At 71.9% G+C, this 16,960-nt stretch carries 18 protein-coding genes and 1 tRNA gene; 5 read left to right on the forward strand and 14 right to left on the reverse strand.

Going from position 1 to position 16,960, the window contains the following annotated elements; all coding sequences use genetic code 11:
• The first annotated feature begins 14 nt into the window (after positions 1–14).
• From ACIHAA_RS27855 to ACIHAA_RS27865, 3 genes are all read left to right on the forward strand, one after another.
• On the forward strand, positions 15–1,535 hold the full coding sequence (locus ACIHAA_RS27855) for a glycosyltransferase (protein ID WP_399821880.1): 1,521 nt from the start codon (positions 15–17) through the stop codon (positions 1,533–1,535).
• A complete protein-coding gene (locus ACIHAA_RS27860; protein ID WP_399821882.1) occupies positions 1,532–3,793 on the forward strand; it encodes a glycosyltransferase family 39 protein in 2,262 nt (753 codons plus the stop codon). The genes ACIHAA_RS27855 and ACIHAA_RS27860 overlap by 4 nt, the downstream gene beginning before the upstream one ends.
• 128 nt (positions 3,794–3,921) lie before the next feature.
• Entirely contained in the window at positions 3,922–4,692 is a 771-nt protein-coding gene (locus ACIHAA_RS27865; protein ID WP_399821884.1) for a TetR/AcrR family transcriptional regulator, read from the forward strand.
• Between the two features lie 154 nt (positions 4,693–4,846).
• Here the strand turns inward: ACIHAA_RS27865 and ACIHAA_RS27870 are convergent, their stop codons facing one another.
• The 4 genes from ACIHAA_RS27870 to ACIHAA_RS27885 form a co-directional block, all read right to left on the reverse strand.
• Positions 4,847–5,320 (reverse strand): PPOX class F420-dependent oxidoreductase, encoded by a 474-nt coding sequence (locus ACIHAA_RS27870; RefSeq protein ID WP_399821886.1) that lies wholly within the window; start codon positions 5,318–5,320, stop codon positions 4,847–4,849.
• Between the two features lie 51 nt (positions 5,321–5,371).
• Positions 5,372–6,193 (reverse strand): YceI family protein, encoded by an 822-nt coding sequence (locus tag ACIHAA_RS27875; protein ID WP_399821888.1) that lies wholly within the window; start codon positions 6,191–6,193, stop codon positions 5,372–5,374.
• A gap of 111 nt (positions 6,194–6,304) precedes the next feature.
• Positions 6,305–8,863 carry an MFS transporter gene (locus ACIHAA_RS27880; RefSeq protein WP_399821890.1) on the reverse strand — a complete coding sequence of 853 codons (2,559 nt, stop codon included), beginning with the start codon at positions 8,861–8,863 and terminating at the stop codon, positions 6,305–6,307.
• A gap of 21 nt (positions 8,864–8,884) precedes the next feature.
• Positions 8,885–9,388 (reverse strand): MarR family winged helix-turn-helix transcriptional regulator, encoded by a 504-nt coding sequence (locus tag ACIHAA_RS27885; protein WP_399821892.1) that lies wholly within the window; start codon positions 9,386–9,388, stop codon positions 8,885–8,887.
• A 245-nt stretch (positions 9,389–9,633) separates the two neighbouring features.
• Here ACIHAA_RS27885 and ACIHAA_RS27890 point away from each other — a divergent pair, with 245 nt between their 5' ends.
• Positions 9,634–9,828: a hypothetical protein gene (locus ACIHAA_RS27890; RefSeq protein ID WP_399821894.1), complete on the forward strand. Its 195-nt coding sequence runs from the start codon at positions 9,634–9,636 to the stop codon at positions 9,826–9,828.
• 427 nt (positions 9,829–10,255) lie between these two features.
• On the opposite strand, the gene ACIHAA_RS27895 is transcribed toward ACIHAA_RS27890, so the two are convergent.
• The 8 genes from ACIHAA_RS27895 to ACIHAA_RS27930 all read right to left on the reverse strand — a co-directional run bounded on the left by ACIHAA_RS27895 (position 10,256) and on the right by ACIHAA_RS27930 (position 14,958).
• Positions 10,256–11,167, reverse strand: coding sequence for an RNA polymerase sigma factor SigF (locus ACIHAA_RS27895; protein ID WP_399821896.1), 912 nt, complete (start codon positions 11,165–11,167; stop codon positions 10,256–10,258).
• Between the two features lie 246 nt (positions 11,168–11,413).
• Positions 11,414–12,355 carry an RNA polymerase sigma factor SigF gene (locus ACIHAA_RS27900; RefSeq protein WP_399821898.1) on the reverse strand — a complete coding sequence of 314 codons (942 nt, stop codon included), beginning with the start codon at positions 12,353–12,355 and terminating at the stop codon, positions 11,414–11,416.
• Between the two features lie 223 nt (positions 12,356–12,578).
• Complete coding sequence (locus ACIHAA_RS27905) at positions 12,579–12,872, reverse strand: Dabb family protein (RefSeq protein ID WP_399821903.1); 294 nt, start codon at positions 12,870–12,872, stop codon at positions 12,579–12,581.
• A gap of 46 nt (positions 12,873–12,918) precedes the next feature.
• The gene (locus tag ACIHAA_RS27910; protein WP_399821904.1) at positions 12,919–13,095 is read right to left on the reverse strand and encodes a hypothetical protein; all 177 of its coding nucleotides are present in this window, start codon (positions 13,093–13,095) and stop codon (positions 12,919–12,921) included.
• Positions 13,096–13,299: 204 nt separating this feature from the next.
• Positions 13,300–13,387: transfer RNA gene (locus tag ACIHAA_RS27915), tRNA-Ser, on the reverse strand.
• A gap of 68 nt (positions 13,388–13,455) precedes the next feature.
• The gene (tadA, locus tag ACIHAA_RS27920; RefSeq protein WP_399822026.1) at positions 13,456–13,884 is read right to left on the reverse strand and encodes a tRNA adenosine(34) deaminase TadA; all 429 of its coding nucleotides are present in this window, start codon (positions 13,882–13,884) and stop codon (positions 13,456–13,458) included.
• A 66-nt stretch (positions 13,885–13,950) separates the two neighbouring features.
• Entirely contained in the window at positions 13,951–14,487 is a 537-nt protein-coding gene (locus ACIHAA_RS27925; RefSeq protein WP_399822029.1) for a hypothetical protein, read from the reverse strand.
• A gap of 285 nt (positions 14,488–14,772) precedes the next feature.
• A complete protein-coding gene (locus ACIHAA_RS27930) occupies positions 14,773–14,958 on the reverse strand; it encodes a hypothetical protein (RefSeq protein WP_399821906.1) in 186 nt (61 codons plus the stop codon).
• Between the two features lie 171 nt (positions 14,959–15,129).
• Between ACIHAA_RS27930 and upp the strand changes: the two genes are divergently transcribed.
• Positions 15,130–15,765, forward strand: a complete 636-nt coding sequence (gene upp / locus ACIHAA_RS27935; RefSeq protein ID WP_399821908.1) for a uracil phosphoribosyltransferase — start codon at positions 15,130–15,132, stop codon at positions 15,763–15,765.
• Positions 15,766–15,824: 59 nt separating this feature from the next.
• On the opposite strand, the gene ACIHAA_RS27940 is transcribed toward upp, so the two are convergent.
• Both ACIHAA_RS27940 and ACIHAA_RS27945 read right to left on the reverse strand, forming a co-directional pair.
• Positions 15,825–16,466, reverse strand: coding sequence for a LytR C-terminal domain-containing protein (locus ACIHAA_RS27940; protein WP_399821911.1), 642 nt, complete (start codon positions 16,464–16,466; stop codon positions 15,825–15,827).
• A 132-nt stretch (positions 16,467–16,598) separates the two neighbouring features.
• A complete protein-coding gene (locus ACIHAA_RS27945) occupies positions 16,599–16,892 on the reverse strand; it encodes a type II toxin-antitoxin system VapB family antitoxin (RefSeq protein WP_356693026.1) in 294 nt (97 codons plus the stop codon).
• Between the last annotated feature and the right edge of the window lie 68 nt (positions 16,893–16,960).

Genomic DNA, 16,960 nt, shown 5'->3' on the forward strand with positions numbered 1-16,960 from the left:
GAAGAGTCGGTCCCATGCGAACCGATTCCTCTCCCGGCACCCTGCCGGCGCGGGAGCACCTCCCGGCCGCCGGAGCCGGTGCGCCGGTCCTGGACGTAGTGATCCCCGTCTACAACGAGGAGAAGGACCTCGGGCCCTGTGTGCTCAGACTGCACGAGCATCTGCGCCGCACCTTCCCGTACGCCTTCCGCATCACGATCGCCGACAACGCGTCCACGGACACCACCCCCGAGGTGGCCGCGGGGCTGGCGGAGCGGGTCGCGGAGGTGAGGTCCCGCCGACTGGAGGAGAAGGGCCGCGGCCGCGCGCTGCGGACCGTGTGGTCGGCCTCCGACGCCCCCGTCCTCGCCTATATGGACGTGGATCTCTCCACCGACCTCAACGCGCTGCTGCCCCTGGTGGCACCGCTGATCTCGGGCCACTCCGACCTGGCGATCGGCTCCCGGCTCGCCCGCACCTCCCGGGTGGTGCGCGGCCCGAAGCGGGAGTTCATCAGCCGGGCCTACAACCTGATCCTGCGCGGCTCGCTCCAGGCCCGCTTCTCGGACGCCCAGTGCGGCTTCAAGGCGATCCGCCGCGAGGTGGCCCAGGTGCTGCTGCCGCTGGTGGAGGACACCGGCTGGTTCTTCGACACCGAGCTGCTGGTCCTCGCGGAGCGCGCCGGGCTGCGGATCCACGAGGTCCCGGTCGACTGGGTCGACGACCCCGACTCGACGGTGCACATCGTGCGGACGGCGACCGAGGACCTCAAGGGCGTGTGGCGGATCGGCCGGGCGCTGGCCACCGGTTCGCTGCCGCTGGACCGGCTCGCCCGGCCGTTCGGCGACGACCCGCGCGACCGGGACATCCAGGACGTACCGCGGGGACTGGCCCGGCAGCTCGTCGGGTTCTGTGTGGTGGGCGGCCTGTCCACCCTCTTCTATCTGGTCCTCTACAGCCTCTTCCGGCAGTTCTCCGGGGCGCAGACCGCCAACGCGCTCGCCCTGCTGGTCTCGGCCGTCGCCAACACCGCGGCCAACCGCAGGCTCACCTTCGGGGTGCGCGGGCGGGGCGGCGCCGTCCGGCACCAGGCGCAGGGACTGGCCGTCTTCGCCATCGGGCTCGTCCTCACCAGCGGCTCCCTCGCCGCCCTGCACGAGGCCGTCGGCAACCCCGCGCACTCCACGGAACTGGCGGTGCTGATCGCCGCCAACCTCGCCGCGACCGTGCTGCGCTTCCTGCTCTTCCGCGCCTGGGTCTTCCCGGACCGGCGCGAGGGCGACCGGACGCCTTTCCCGGCCGCCGCGCACGGCCCGGCCGCCGCCCACGCCCCGTCCTCGCGGCCCGGGCGCGGACCGCGGGACGCGCCGGACGCGCCGTACCCGTACGAGCTCCGGGGTGACCTCCCCGGGCTGCCGCGGCCCGCGGCGCCGCACTCCCCGTACGACATCCCCACCGCCCGGATCCGCGCCGCCGCCGACGTGGACCGCGCCGCCCGCACGGACGTCACCGCACCGGTGCGTCCGCAGGACACCGACCCCAGGGACTACCGATGACCACGCAGTACGAGCAGTCGACCCGGCACGAGGGGCAGGGTCCCGGCTCCGGGGGGCCGCCCACCGCGGTCCCGCCGGGGGAGGCCGCCCCGGCCGCGCCCGGCGCGGGCGAGCCCCGGCAGCCGCTCGCCCGGCGGCTGTGGCGCGGACGGCCCGAGGACCCCCGCTGGGTCCGCCCCGCCCTCCTTGCCCTGCTGCTCGCCACCGGGCTGCTCTACCTGTACGGCCTGAGCGCCTCCGGCTACGCCAACTCCTTCTACTCGGCGGCGGTCCAGGCGGGCAGCAGGTCCTGGAAGGCGTTCTTCTTCGGCTCGCTGGACGCGGGCAACGCGATCACCGTCGACAAGCCCCCGGCCTCGCTCTGGCCGATGGCCCTGTCGGTGCGGGCCTTCGGGCTGAACTCCTGGGCGATCCTGGTCCCCGAGGTCGTCATGGGCGTGCTCACGGTCGCCGTGGTGTACGCGGCCGTGCGGCGCCGCTTCAGCCCCGCCGCCGGTCTGATCGCGGGCGGAGTACTGGCGCTCACCCCGGTCGCGGCGCTGATGTTCCGCTTCAACAACCCGGACGCGCTGCTCGCGCTGCTGATGGCGCTCACCGTGTACTTCGTCCTGCGGGGCCTGGAGGACGGCCGCACCAAGTGGCTGCTGTGGGCGGGGGCCGCGGTCGGTCTCGCCTTTCTGACCAAGACCCTCCAGGCCTTCCTGATCCTGCCCGCCCTGGCGGTGGTCTACGGGGTCTGCGCGCCGGTCCGGCTCAGGAAGCGGCTGGCGCAGCTGGGCCTGGCGGCGGTCGTGATGGTCGTCTCCGGCGGCTGGTGGGTGGCGGTCGTCCAGCTGTGGCCCGCGTCCTCGCGCCCGTACATCGGCGGCTCCCAGAACAACTCGTTCCTGGAACTGACCTTCGGCTACAACGGTTTCGGCCGGATCAACGGCGACGAGACCGGCAGTGTCGGCGGCGGCATGCGCGGCGGACCGGGCGGCGGCCAGTGGGGCTCCACCGGCTGGAGCCGGATGTTCGGCGACGAGGTCGGCTCCCAGATCTCCTGGCTGCTGCCCGCCGCGCTGATCCTGCTGGTCGCGGGTCTCGTCCTGTCCCGCAAGGGCGGCAGGGCGGACCTGACGCGCAGCTCGTTCCTGGTCTGGGGCGGTTCGCTGCTGATGACCGCGGGTGTCTTCAGCTACATGGCCGGAATCTTCCACCAGTACTACACGGTGGCCCTGTCCCCGTATCTCGCCGCCCTGGTCGGCATGGGCGTCACGATCCTGTGGGAGGAGCGGTCCAGGACCTGGGCGTCGCTGACCCTCGCGGCCACCGCCACCGCGACCGCGGCCTGGGGGTATGTGCTGCTCAACCGCACGCCGGACTATCTGCCCTGGCTGAAGTGGCTGGTCCTGGTCGGCGGGCTGACCGCCGCCCTCGGCCTGGTCTTCGTGGCCCGGCTCGGACGGCGCCTCGCCCTCGCGACGGTGGGCCTGGGCTTTGCGGCCTCCCTCGCGGGTCCGGCCGCGTACACCCTGTCCACGGTCGACCAGGGCCACACCGGTTCGATCGTCACGGCCGGTCCGGCGGGCGCCAGCCGGATGGGCGGTCCCGGCGGCTTCCGCGGCATGCACGGCGGCTTCGGCGGCCGGACGCGGGGCGGGAACGGGCAGCACGGCAACGGCTTCCCGGGCGGCGGCGCCCAGAACGGCGGCCCCCAGGGCAACGGCTTCCCGGGCGCCGGCACCGGCGGCTTCCCCGGCGGCGGAATGCCGGGCGGGGGCGGCCAGGGCCAGAACCGGCAGCAGGGCAACGGCACCGGGCAGAACGGGCAGCAGGGCTTCCCCGGTGGCGGCCGGTGGCGCGAGGGCGGCGGCATGGGCGGTCTCCTCGACGGCGCCAAGGTCGACTCGGCGGCCAGGAAGCTGCTGGAGAAGGAGGCCGGGAAGTACACCTGGGTGGCCGCGTCCGTGGGCTCCCAGAACGCCGCGAGCTACCAGCTCGCCACCGGGGACCCGGTGATGGCGATCGGCGGCTTCAACGGCAGCGACCCGTCCCCGACCCTCGCCCAGTTCCAGAAGGACGTGGCGCAGGGCAGGATCCACTACTTCGTCTCCGGCGGCGGCTTCCGCGGCGGTCCCGGCGGCGGCGAACGGGGCGGCCGCAGCGGCGGCTCGGACATCTCCTCGCAGATCAGCTCGTGGGTCGAGAAGAACTTCACGAAGGTGACGGTCGGTTCGGCCACCTTCTACGACCTCACACAGCGGACCGGCGGCTGACGGCCGGCCGGGCAGTCACGGGGGCGGACCCCGACACGGTGGGCCGGGCAGGTGTCCGGCCCACCGCTTTTCCCGGCGGCGGAAGGGGAAGACTGCGGGAACGGTCGGAGTGTCGAGGAAGGTGCGCCATGACGAGGACAGCCCAGCGGACCGGTCGGCCGGCACGGACCAGCGTCTGGCTGGAGGGCAAGGCACCACGCGGCGCCTCGCGCCAGGGCGGCCAGCCTTCCGGACTGGACCGCGACCGGATCACCCGGGCGGCCGTACGGCTGCTGGACACGGAGGGACCGGCCGGTTTCTCGATGCGCCGACTGGCCGCGGAGCTGAACGTCACGGCGATGTCCGTCTACTGGTACGTCGACACCAAGGACGATCTGCTGGAGCTGGCGCTGGACGCGGTCTTCGGGGAGCTGCGGCTGCCGCCCGAGGACGCGGACGGGGACTGGCGCGAGCAACTGCGGGCGCTCGCCGCGGAGTACCGGGCGCTGCTGGTGCGCCACCCCTGGCTGTCGCCGCTGGCCGGGCGGTTCCTCAACATCGGCCCGCACGCCGTGGCCTTCTCGCTCACCGTGCAGCGCACGATCCGGCTGACCGGACTGCCCCCGCACGGCCTGATGGGCGCGATCGCTGCGGTCTTCCAGTTCGTGTACGGATTCGGCACGATCGAGGGCCACTTCATCGAGCGCTGCGCGGCGGCCGGGACGACCCAGGACGAGTATGTGCGCCAGGCGCTGAGCGCGGTGACCGAGAGCCCGGAGCACAGCGAGGTCGCGCACCGCTCCGCGGACCTCATCGAGGCCCGCAGCGCCGGGACGGTGGAGGAGGCGCGCGACCGCGACTTCGCCTTCGCGCTGGAGACGCTGATCGCGGGGATCGAGGCCATGGTCGCCCGCGGCTGACGGGGCGGCTTCCGACGGCCTCGACGGCCTCGACGGCCTCGACGGCCTCGACGGCCTCGACGGCCTCGACGGCCTCGACGGCCTCGACGGGGCAGCCCCGGACGGTCTCCGGCGGGGCGGCCCGGATGGTCCTGACGGTCCGCCCCGTCGGCGGTCACTCCTGGCCGGGCGCCAGGCGGGCCGGGAAGCCGCCGGTGGCCACCGGGCCCCACTTCAGCGGGGTGATCCGGATGATCGACTTGCCCTGCGTGGCCATGGCCTCCCGGTACTCGTCCCAGTCCGGGTGCTCGCCCGCGATGTTCCGGTAGTACTCGACGAGCGGTTCGACCGAGTCCGGGGTGTCGAGGACCTCGGCGGTGCCGTCGATCTGGACCCAGGGGCCGTTCCACTCGTCGCTGAGCACGATCAGGCTGACCCGCTCGTCCCGCTTGGCGTTGCGGGCCTTGGCCCGCTCCGGGTACGTGGAGACCACGATCCGGCCCGAGTCGTCGACCCCGCAGGTCAGCGGGGACCCCTGGGGGCTTCCGTCGGCGCGCCGGGTGAGCAGGATCGCACGGTGCCGGGGACGGACGAAGTCCAGCAGTCCGTCCCGCGATACGGCGGTGTTCGTCGCGATGTTCGGTGCCATGGGACGGAAGCCTAGGGCGTCACCGGGCCGGTGCGGGTGTCCCTGCCGTGCCTACGCCTGGGGAAGTGACTCGCCCTGCACCGCCTGGATGTCCAGCTCCACCCGCAGGGTGGTGCCGATCGCGGCGATGCCCGCCTGGAGGACCTGGTTGTAGTTCATCGCGAAGTCCTCGCGGCGCAGTTCGGCCGTGGCGCGGAAGGCCGCGCGGGTGCCGCCCCAGGGGTCGGCGCCGGTGCCGAGGTAGGCCAGGTTCAGATCGACCGGGCGGACGATGCCCCGCATGGACAGCTCGCCGTGGACCGTCCAGCGGTCGGAGCCCGCGGCCGTCACACCGGTCGAGTGGTAGGTGATCTGCGGATAGGCCTCCACGTCCAGGAAGTCGGCCGACCGCAGATGGGTGTCGCGCATCCCGTTGCCGGTGTCGATGGAGGCGGCGCTGATGGCCGCCTCGACCCGGGACTTCTCCACCTCGTCCGGGGCGATCTCGATCCGCCCGGAGAACTCGGTGAACCGCCCGTGCACGCTCGAGATGCCCAGGTGCTGGGCGACCGCGCCCACCGAGGAGTGCACCGGGTCGATGGTCCACGGCCCGGGCGGGGGCAGCTCGGCGCCGCCCTGGCGGGCCAGCGTCACGGTGCCGATCTCGGCCCGGCCGCTCGCCGTGACGATCGCGCTGGAGGCGGCGGGGGCGTAGCCGATCGCGGTCACGATCACCGTGTAGGCCCCGGGCGCCAGCGTGGTCGTGTCGCGGACGGCTCCCTCCGGGTCGGCCTCGGCGCGCAGCACCTGCGTACCGGTCATGTCGGTCACGGTGACGACCGCGTGCGACACGGCCCATCCGTCGCGGGTACGGATCCGTGCGGTCAGTGCCATCGTGTGGTCTCCCTCTAAATCCTTGAATATCCCCGTAGAAGGCTCAAAAAATCCGGTCCGCGGGGGGCGCACCTCCGCTCAGAGCGCGCCCCCCGCGGACCGGGGTCCGGCCTACTCGCCCGGGTGGGCGAGTGCGATGTCGTGGTCGTCGATACCGCGGCCGCTCACGGTCACCGCCGTGGCCGCCGGCGGGTAGCCGGTGGCGATGACGGTGTACTCACCGCTGTTCAGGTCGGTGAAGGCGTACGCGCCGTCCGCGCCGGTGGTGGCGGTGCCGACCACATTGCCCGCCGCGTCCACCAGGGTCACCCGGGCGTCCGCGAGGGGGCCGTGCGGGGCGTGTACGACGCCCTGGACCTGGGCGCCGGAGTCGAGGTCGATCTCGACCCGGGTCACCCCGGTGCCGCCCACCTCGACGGGCAGGGCGCGCGGCCGGAAGCCGACGGCGTTCACCGCGACGGTGACGGCACCCGGCACCAGCTCGGCGAGGGCGAAGTCGCCCTGCTCGCCGGTGATGGCGGTGGCCAGCAGATCACCGCGGACATCGGTGACGATCACCATGGCGTCCTTGACCGGCAGCGCGGTCTCGGCGGCACGGACCACACCGGTCAGACCGCTGGTGCCGCTGAGCAGGATGTCGTACGCCAGCGGCTCCTCGTTGACCACGATCGTGGACGCCTGCGGCTGGTAGCCGTCGGCGGAGGCGATCAGGACGTACGAGCCGGTGCCGGGCGCGTTGACGGTGTAGGAGCCGTCGCCGCCCGCGACCGAACGGCCGAGCTGGCTGCCCGCCAGGGAGATCAGCGTGACGGCTGCGCCCGGGACCGCGGCGCTCTCGGCGCCGCGGACGTAGCCGCGCACCGGGGTGCCGCCGGCCGCCGGGACGTCGCCGGGTGCGGCGAGGGTGGCGACGGCGGCGTGCTGCTGCTGGACGGCCGTGCCGTCGGCCGGGGACCCGGTGCTCGCGACGGCCCAGGCGGGGACCTTCTCCTCGGCCGGGACGGTGAGTCCGGCGGCGGCGGTCGCGATGGCCACGGGGGCCTCGGTCTCCGCCTCCGCCTCCGCCTCGGCCTCGGCCGCGGCGGCCTGTGCCAGTCCGCCCTGTGTCCGCAACGGGACCTCCTTGATGAACAGCGTGACCACGAAGGCGAGGAACACCAGGCACGCGCCGACGGCGAAGACATCGCCGATGGCGTGGCCGTAGGAGCTCTCCATGAGGGTGCGCAGCGGCGTCGGCATCTTCGCCAGGTCCGGGATGGCACCGTCGGAGCTGGACGTCGCCGCCAGCCGGGCGTAACGGGGGCCGAGGTCGGCGAGGCCGTCGGAGAAGTAGTGGGTGATCCGGTGGGCCATGAAGGCGCCGAGCGCGGAGACGCCCACCGCACCGCCGAGGGACCGGAAGAAGGTCACCGTGGAGCTGGCGGAGCCGAGGTCGCTCGCCGCCACCTGGTTCTGCGTGGACAGCACCAGGTTCTGCATCATCATGCCGATGCCGAGGCCCATCAGGGCCATGAACACGGCAGCCTTCCAGTAGTCCGTGTCGTAGCGCAGGGTGCCGAGCAGGCCCAGACCGGCCGTGACCAGCACGCCGCCGGCGACCAGCCAGGCCTTCCACTTGCCGGTCCGGGTGATGATCTGGCCGGAGATGGTGGAGGAGACGAACAGGCCGCCGATCATCGGGATGGTCAGCACACCCGACATCGTCGGGGACTTGTCGCGGGCCAGCTGGAAGTACTGGGCGAAGAACACCGTGCCGGTGAACATCGCGACACCCACGAAGAGTGAGGCCAGCGACGACAGGGTGATGGTGCGGTTGCGGAACAGCCGCAGCGGGATGATCGGTTCGGCGGCCTTGGTCTCGACGAAGACGAAGATCGCGCCGAGCAGGATGGAGCCCGCGACCATGGTGTACGTCTGCCACGACAGCCAGTCGTACTTGTCACCGGCGAAGGTGACCCAGACCAGCAGCAGGGAGACGGCCGCGGAGATGAAGAACGCGCCCGCCCAGTCGACCTTGACGTCCCGCTTCACCACGGGCAGGTGCAGGGTCTTCTGGAGCACGATCAGCGCGATCACAGCGAAGGGCACGCCGACGTAGAAGCACCAGCGCCAGCCGAGCCAGGAGGTGTCGGTGATGACACCGCCGATCAGCGGGCCGCCGACGGTGGCGACGGCGAAGGTGGCGCCGAGGTAGCCGGAGTAGCGGCCGCGCTCACGCGGGGAGATCATCGCCGCCATGACGATCTGCGCCAGTGCGGACAGACCGCCGACGCCGACGCCCTGGACGACACGGCAGGCGATCAGCATGCCCGGGTTCTGCGACAGGCCCGCCGCCATCGAGCCCAGGACATAGATGACCAGGGCTATCTGGACGAGCGCCTTCTTGCTGTAGAGGTCGGCGAGCTTGCCCCAGAGCGGGGTGGTCGCGGTCATCGCCAGCAGCGAGGCGGTCACGACCCAGGTGTAGGCGGACTGGCCGCCGCCGAGGTCGCCGATGATGTGGGGCAGGGCGTTGGAGACGATCGTGGACGACAGGATCGCCACGAACATGCCGAGCAGCAGCCCGGACAGGGCCTCCATGATCTGCCGGTGCGTCATCGGAGCGCCGTCCGGGGAGCCTCCCCCGTGCTTGGCGTGAGCCCGCACACCGGCTGGTGTGGTCGTTGCCATGGGCTTCCTTCTCTTACGTGCTTATGCGGGTGTACGGGTGGTCCGGTCGGCAACGGATTCCGCCGCGGGGGCGGAGTACGTGAGCCGGGGCGCGGAGCGGCAGTCGCCGAAGCTCTCCCGCAGCCGTGCCATGAGCTGGTTGAGGTGGCCGACGTCGTCGTCGGACCAGTCGGCGAGCCGTTCGGCCAGCAGTTCGGTGCTGCGCCGGGACAGCTCGTCGAGCCGGTCCCGGCCCGGCTGCGTCAGGCGCAGGATGCGCGAGCGCTTGTCCGAGGGGTCGGGGGAGCGCTCGATCCAGCCGCGCTCCGCGACATGGGCGACATGGCGGCTGGTGACCGACATGTCCACGGCGAGCAGCTCCGCGAGCTTGCTCATGCGCATGTCGCCGTGCAGGCCGAGCAGGGTCAGCACGGCGGCGGAACCGCCCGGGCAGTCGGGCGGCAGGATCCGCCCCATGTCCCTCTTCACGGCACCGACGGCGCTGAGCTGACGCGCCAGCTCTTCGTACTGGGCTCGCTCGGCCATCGCACCTCCCTCTAATTCGTTGCCTGGAGCAACCGTAGAGATATTGGTTGCCGCAGGCAAATGAATTCACCTCCTCTCTGGCAAAAACTTGGCAAAGGCAAGTATTGGCGAATGTAAACTGCGAGGTGAGATGCCCGAAGAGGGGCTTCCGCCCGGCTGCGGACGGGGTGGCGAAGGCGGGAAGCAGGTGTGAGACCGGGTCCCCCACTTGGGCGGCACTCGCGCATTCGCTAGGGTCTCGGGCCATGGCTAACACCCAGGGCCCCCAGGGCAACTACGACCCCGCCGGCAGCACGCAGATGTTCCGTGCGTTCGTCGACGAGGCGCCGCAGGCCAGGCAGCAGGCGCCCGCTCCGTCCGGACCGCGCGTCGGACTGATCGTCGGGGTGATCGCCGCCGTGGTGATCGTCGCCGCGGTCGCCTGGCTCGCGCTGAAGTAACCCGCCGGCGGCCGGAGTCCGTAAGCACACCGCCGCCGTCCCGCATCCCCGTCCGGAGCCCGCGCCCGCGCGCGGGCCCGATGGCCTACGCCCGACGCGGCGCGCCCAACGGGCCGTCCCTGCCGGGCGTTTGGCGACCCCTCGGGCGCTGCCTGGCGGTACGGGCTGTCCCCGCAGGTCAGTTGCCGACCCCGCATGGGCTGCCCGGCCGTACAGGCCACCCCGGCCCGGCAGTTGGCGTTCCCCCGGGCAGCCGTGCCGCCGACCGCACGCGAAGGCATGCCGCCGCCCCCGCGCGAACTCCCCCACCCCTGACCGGACTCGGTGCTGCCCGGCCGTACGGAGGGCGCACCGGGGCCTCCGCCCGTCTCCGCCCGCCGCCGAACGAGCCGGTGCGGGCGGGGAACCGGCGTCCCCGGGGTGCGGGCTAGTCCGAGATCAGGCCGTCCCGCAGCTGGGCCAGGGTGCGGGTGAGCAGCCGGGAGACATGCATCTGCGAGATGCCGATCTCCTCGCCGATCTGCGACTGCGTCATGTTGGCGAAGAAGCGCAGCATGATGATCCGCCGTTCGCGGGGCGGGAGTTTGGCCAGCAGCGGCTTGAGGGACTCGCGGTACTCCACGCCCTCCAGGGCCGAGTCCTCGTAGCCGAGGCGGTCCGCGAGGGAGCCCTCGCCGCCGTCGTCCTCGGGGGCCGGGGAGTCCAGCGAGGACGCCGTGTACGCGTTGCCGACCGCGAGGCCGTCGACCACGTCCTCCTCCGACACACCGAGCACAGCGGCGAGTTCGGTGACGGTCGGGGAGCGGTCCAGCTTCTGCGACAGCTCGTCGCTGGCCTTGGTGAGGGCCAGCCGCAGCTCCTGGAGGCGGCGCGGCACCCGCACCGACCACGAGGTGTCCCGGAAGAAGCGCTTGATCTCGCCGACGACGGTCGGCATCGCGAAGGTCGGGAACTCCACGCCCCGTTCGCAGTCGAACCGGTCGATCGCCTTGATCAGCCCGATGGTGCCGACCTGGACGATGTCCTCCATCGGCTCGTTGCGGCTGCGGAAGCGGGCGGCCGCGTAGCGCACGAGCGGGAGGTTCAGCTCGATGAGGGTGTCCCGGACGTAGGCGCGTTCGATGCTGTGCTCGTCGAGGGTGGCGAGCCGCAGGAAGAGGGAGCGGGACAGGGTGCGGGTGTCGATGGCTCCCGTGGGCGGAAGGTCCGGGGCCTCGGGAGCCGGGAGGACCCCGGCGTCCGGGAGGTCCTGAGGGGCCTGAAGGTCCTGGAGCGCGTCGGGCGCGGAGTCGCTCTGCGTGAGCGTGAGCACCTTTGAGCTGCCCTGTTCTGCGGACATGCCACCCCCTTTGGGTCGCGGGACGGTCGCGGCGGGCGCTCCCGTCGTAGGGAACGCAGCCTCCACCTGAATACCGGCCACGAGGCTGCGGCAAACGCGCTCCCGGAAGAATGTCACATGTCGGCAACACGCTGTAGTGACATGTCGACAAGGAAAGGGTGAATGCGCCCTGGTGGGAAGGGTTCTGAGGGACTCTCAGCGCGAAAATGTCGAGAAGAAGTCGCGTCGGCGTTTCGCTCCGCCGGGTTAGGCGTCGATCCTGTTTGCGGATCTCAGTCGGGCAAAGCTCCTGGCGAGGAGCCTTGACACATGCATCTGGGAGACGCCGAGTTCGGCGCTGATCTGTGACTGGGTCAGATTGCTGTAGTAGCGCAGCAGCAGGATCCGCTGTTCACGCTCCGGCAACTGGACGAGCAGATGGCGTACGAGGTCGCGGTGTTCGACCCCGTCGAGCGCGGGGTCCTCGTAGCCGAGCCGGTCGAGGAGGCCCGGCAGTCCGTCGCCCTCCTGGGCGGCCTCCAGCGAGGTGGCGTGGTACGAGCGCCCCGCCTCGATGCAGGACACCACCTCCTCCTCGGTGATGCGCAGCCGTTCGGCGATCTCGGCGGTGGTCGGGGAGCGCCCGTGGGCCGTGGTGAGGTCCTCGGTGGCGCTGTTCACCTGCACCCACAGCTCGTGCAGCCGGCGCGGGACATGGACCGTGCGGACGTTGTCCCGGAAGTAGCGTTTGATCTCGCCGACGACGGTCGGCATGGCGAAGGTCGGGAACTGCACGCCCCGCTCCGGGTCGAAGCGGTCGATGGCGTTGATCAGGCCGATGGTGCCGACCTGGACCACGTCCTCCATGGGCTCGTTGCGGGAGCGGAAGCGGGCGGCCGCGTAACGCACCAGGGGGAGGTTCGCCTCGATGAGCGCGCTGCGGACGCGATGGTGCTCGGTGGTGCCCGGCTCCAGATCCTTGAGCTGCGCGAAGAGCACCTGGGTGAGGGCCCGGGTGTCGGCGCCGCGGCGCTTCTGGGGGGTGTCGGCGGGGTCCGGGGAGGCGGCGGGGTCGTCGGCGGTGCTCCCGGGCGGCCGGTCGGGGGCGCTGTCGGGTTCCTGGGGGGCGGGGGCCGTGTCGGACGTCCGGTGCCGGCCGGGACCAGGGCTTGGAGCCTCGTCCTGAGGCGGCGCTGTACTGGCCGTCACGGTCAACGCCACCTCTTCATCCGTCAACGCCTCTGTCAACTCACCGTCAAAAGCGGTCATAGCATCACAAGAAATGGACACTGTGTGCAAGCACCGCATAACGCCGTGTTGAGGGAGAGTTGGGGTATACGACAGAGTTGGGCACATGGCACAGGAGAGCCCCCCACCGTTCCGATGGAGGGCTCTGTGAGGGGTGTCGCGCGGAATCCGTGCGCGGTGTCGCTCAGATTTCGTAGTCCGCGATCACCCAAGTGGCGAACTCGCGCCAGAGCGCGACGCCCGCCTGGTGCGCCGGGTGCTCCAGATAGCGCCGCAGGGCGTCGGTGTCCTCGACCGCCGAGTTGATCGCGAAGTCGTAGGCGATGGGCCGGTCGGTGACGTTCCAGCCGCACTCCCAGAAGCGCAGGTCGTCGATCCGGCCGCCGAGGCTCTCGAAGGCGCGCACCCCCTCCACGACGCGCGGGTCGTCGCGCCGGACGCCCTCGTTGAGCTTGAAGAGGACCAGGTGACGGATCACGCGCGCTCCCAGGGGTGTGACGGCGGCCGCCCGGCCGGGGGGAGCCTCACTTGGCTCCGTCGGCGACCCAGGTCATGAAGTGGCCGACGGCCTTGGCGGCATTGGAGATGCCCTCGAAGCCTATCTGGACATAGCCGGCGGCCTTGGCGGGGTCGGTGATGATCACGTAGAGCACAAAGACCACGAGTGCGGACAGTGCGATCTTCTTTCCCTGTACCGCCACCGCGGCCTCCCCCCGTCTGGTGCGCCCCATGGGCCCGTTCGCCGGCGGCGAGTGTATCCCGGCCAGGTGTTCGGAGCCCGCAAAAGATCACGAATCGCACCGGGTCCACACCGTCCCGCCCCCGGAGCGCCCCGTCCCGGACAGGCGAAAGGCCCCGCCGCGGAAACACGAAGGGCCCCGTCTGACGACGGGGCCCTTCTCCGGCGGTAGCGGTGGGATTTGAACCCACGGTGACGGGTTACGCCACACTCGCTTTCGAGGCGAGCTCCTTCGGCCGCTCGGACACGCTACCGAGAGAGACCCTACCCCACGACGGGCCATGGTCTGAAATCCGATTCCGCGGCCCCCAGGGCCGCGAAATCAGCGGTCCCGGAAGAAGTCCGTCAGCAGGTGGGCGCACCGGTCGGCGAGCACCCCGCCGATGACCTCGGGGCGGTGGTTGAGCCGCCGGTCGCGCACCAGGTCCCAGAGCGACCCGGCCGCACCGGCCTTGTCGTCCCGGGCGCCGTAGACCAGCCGGTCCACCCGGGACTGCTGGAGCGCGCCCGCGCACATCGTGCAGGGCTCCAGTGTGACGACGAGTGTGCAGCCGGACAGCCGCCACTCGCCGAGCGCGCTCGCGGCCCGGCGGAGCGCGAGGACCTCCGCATGGGCCGTCGGATCGCCCGTCGCCTCACGCTCGTTGTGCCCCGTGGCCAGCACGGAGCCGTCCGCGGACAGCACGACCGCGCCGACGGGCACATCGCCGCCCGCGACGGCCCGGCCGGCCTCGTCCAGGGCGAGCCGCATCGCGGCCCGCCACCGGTCGCGCACCGGATCGGGGGCCGGTGTCCCCTCCTCGGTCACCCGGTGCTCCTAGCGGACGGTCTCCAGGACCTCCGAGGCGCCCAGCGACTCGGCGATCGAGTTGAGCGCGTCATCGGCGTCCAGGAGGCGCAGTTCCCGCTCGCCGACACCGAGGTCGTCGAGGATCTCGCTGTCGCCCACGGGGCCGTGCGGCACCGAGGCGTCCGAGGCCGGGCCGGAGCCCTCCTCCTCGTCGTCGTCGGGCTCACCGTCCTCGGTTCCGTCGAGGTCGAGGGAGTCCAGGTCGGCGACGTCGTCACCGGGCTCCCTTCCGAGCAGTTCGTCGGTGAGCAGGATCTCGCCGTACGAGCTGCGGGCGGCGGCGGAGGCGTCCGAGACGTAGATACGAGGGTCCTCCTCGCCGTCCACGCGGACGACGCCGAACCACGCGTCCTCCTGCTCGATGAGTACGAGCACCGTGTCCTCGTCGACCGAGGCGTCGCGGGCCAGGTCCATCAGATCCGACAGGGTCTCCACATCGTCGAGCTCTGTGTCGCTCGCTTCCCACCCGTCTTCGGTGCGCGCGAGCAGTGCGGCGAAGTACACCGTGACTCTCCCACTGGTCATAGGCGTGCCGGTTGGGGTTCCCCCCGGCGGAGGTTGTGGGCGGGGAGCGTTCTCTCCGAGCCCCACCCACTCGGAATCGTGGCAGAAACAAGGCGTCCAGGGGATGTCTTCTGCCCCCTGTGTCTGGCCGTTTCGACCGCCGATGCTCCGATCGAAAGCCGACCACTCACCAGCGCACTCATTGCCGCCACCAGCGGATCGTACGCGGCCCGGGGCGGTGTGGCGGCACGGCCACCCCCACGGCGGCCGCGTCGGGACCGGCCGCTACCAGCGGAAGGTGCGCATACGCATGGCGTGACGCAGGCGTGCGGCCTTGGCGCGGCGGGGCTGGACGCGGTCGCGCAACTCCCGGGCCTCCGCGAGTTCACGCAGGAACAGGGCGCGGCGCCGCCTGCGCTCGACGTCCGGTTCCTGTGCCTCGGGCTGCTCGGGGGATTCCCGGTCGGTCATACGCACACCACCCCAGTTCCGTCCCTCCCACTTTCCCCCTGATGGGGGGTTCGATGCCAGGGCGGCCGGACCGGGGCGGCCGCCGCGCGGGGCGTGTGGGCGGGGGGCGACGGCGGCCGGGGCGGAGGGCGCGCGGCGGCCGCGGCGGAAAGCCCGGTTACTGTTAGGGACATGCGTCTCCACGTCGTCGACCACCCCCTGGTCGCCCACAAGCTCACCACGCTCCGCGACCGCCGCACCGACTCCGCGACCTTCCGCCGGCTCGCCGACGAACTCGTCACCCTGCTCGCCTACGAGGCCACGCGGGACGTGCGCACCGAGCAGATCGACGTCGAGACCCCGGTCGCCGTCACCACCGGCGTCAAGCTGTCCCGCCCCCGCCCGCTGGTCGTGCCGATCCTGCGCGCCGGTCTCGGCATGCTGGACGGCATGGTCCGGCTGCTGCCGACGGCCGAGGTGGGCTTCCTGGGCATGATCCGCAACGAGGAGACCCTGGAGGCCTCCACGTACGCGACGCGCATGCCGGAGGACCTGTCGGGACGCCAGGTGTACGTCCTGGACCCGATGCTCGCGACCGGCGGCACCCTGGTGGCGGCGATCCGTGAGCTGATCGCGCGCGGCGCGCGCGATGTGACGGCCGTGGTGCTGCTCGCCGCGCCCGAGGGGGTCGAGGTGATGGAGCGCGAACTGGCGGGCACGCCGGTGACGGTGGTCACGGCCGCCGTCGACGACCACCTCAACGAGCTGGGTTACATCGTGCCGGGCCTCGGCGACGCGGGCGACCGGCTGTACGGGGCGGCGGAGTAGCAGACACCGGTCCCCGCTGCTCCCCGCCGGTTTCCTTCGGGGGCGGCGGGGACGGCCGTTCAGCAGCTCTTCTTGCCGTGCCTGCCCGGGGACGGCGACGCGGAGGGTGCGGTCAGGGCGGCCAGTGCCTTGTCCGCGGCCGGCTTGTCCGCCAGGGACGTGAAGCCGTCGCCCAGAACGAGGTCGAGGTCCGTTCCCGTACGGGCGTCCGTGCGGCGCTCGGCGCCGGAGAGCTGGGTGCCCAGCACCGGCAGCGTGGTGTCCAGGGCCGCCTTGGGGCCGACCAGGACGCCGGTGCCCTTGACCTTCTTGTCGTAGCCCTCGGGCGCGTTGCCCACGGTGCCGATGCGGAAGCCGCGCTTCTTCAGCTCGTCCGCGGTCGCCTTGGCGAGGCCGGTGCGGTCGGTGGCGTTGAGGACGTTGACGGTGATCCGGCCGGGAGCGGCCGGGGCGGGGGCCGTGGGTGAGGCGCTCGCGCTGATCGCGCAGCCCGCCTTGGAACCGGCCGCCAGGGTCCGGTCGCCACCGCCGAAGATGCCGATGAGCTGCACAGTTCCCCAGCCGATCAGACCTACGGCGGCCACCGACGCGACGGCGGCGGCCACGAGCCTGCCGCGGCGGCGGGGCCGTCGCATCCTCGGGTACTTGCCCCCCGTGATCCGGTACTGGCCGCCCATGCCGGGGGGAGTCAGCATGCTCATGGGCGCAGCGTAGTGCGCGCGGGCGGCAATGCCTACTAGATGATCATTGGGTGGCCCCCGGTCCAACCCGAACGGGTCATCGGGGTGAACGGACGGCCACGAGGACGCCACCGGGGCGGCGTCCGGCATTCCCTAGAGTTCGAGCACGCGCGCGTGCAGGACCTGGCGCTGCTGGAGCGCCGCGCGCACCGCGCGGTGCAGGCCGTCCTCCAGATACAGATCGCCCTGCCACTTCACGACATGCGCGAAGAGATCCCCGTAGAACGTCGAGTCCTCGGCGAGCAGGGTCTCCAGGTCGAGCTGCTGCTTGGTCGTCACGAGCTGATCGAGGCGGACCGGGCGTGGCGCGACGTCCGCCCACTGCCGGGTGCTTTCCCGGCCGTGGTCGGGGTACGGCCGGCCGTTTCCGATGCGCTTGAAGATCACACGGAAAGCCTACCGGGCCCGACGTTCCGGGCGCAGCCATGGCGACGGAGTGCGACGCTGGAAAAGAT

Origin of the sequence: Streptomyces sp. NPDC052040, from assembly GCF_044548405.1 — a bacterium.
Lineage (GTDB): Bacteria > Actinomycetota > Actinomycetes > Streptomycetales > Streptomycetaceae > Streptomyces.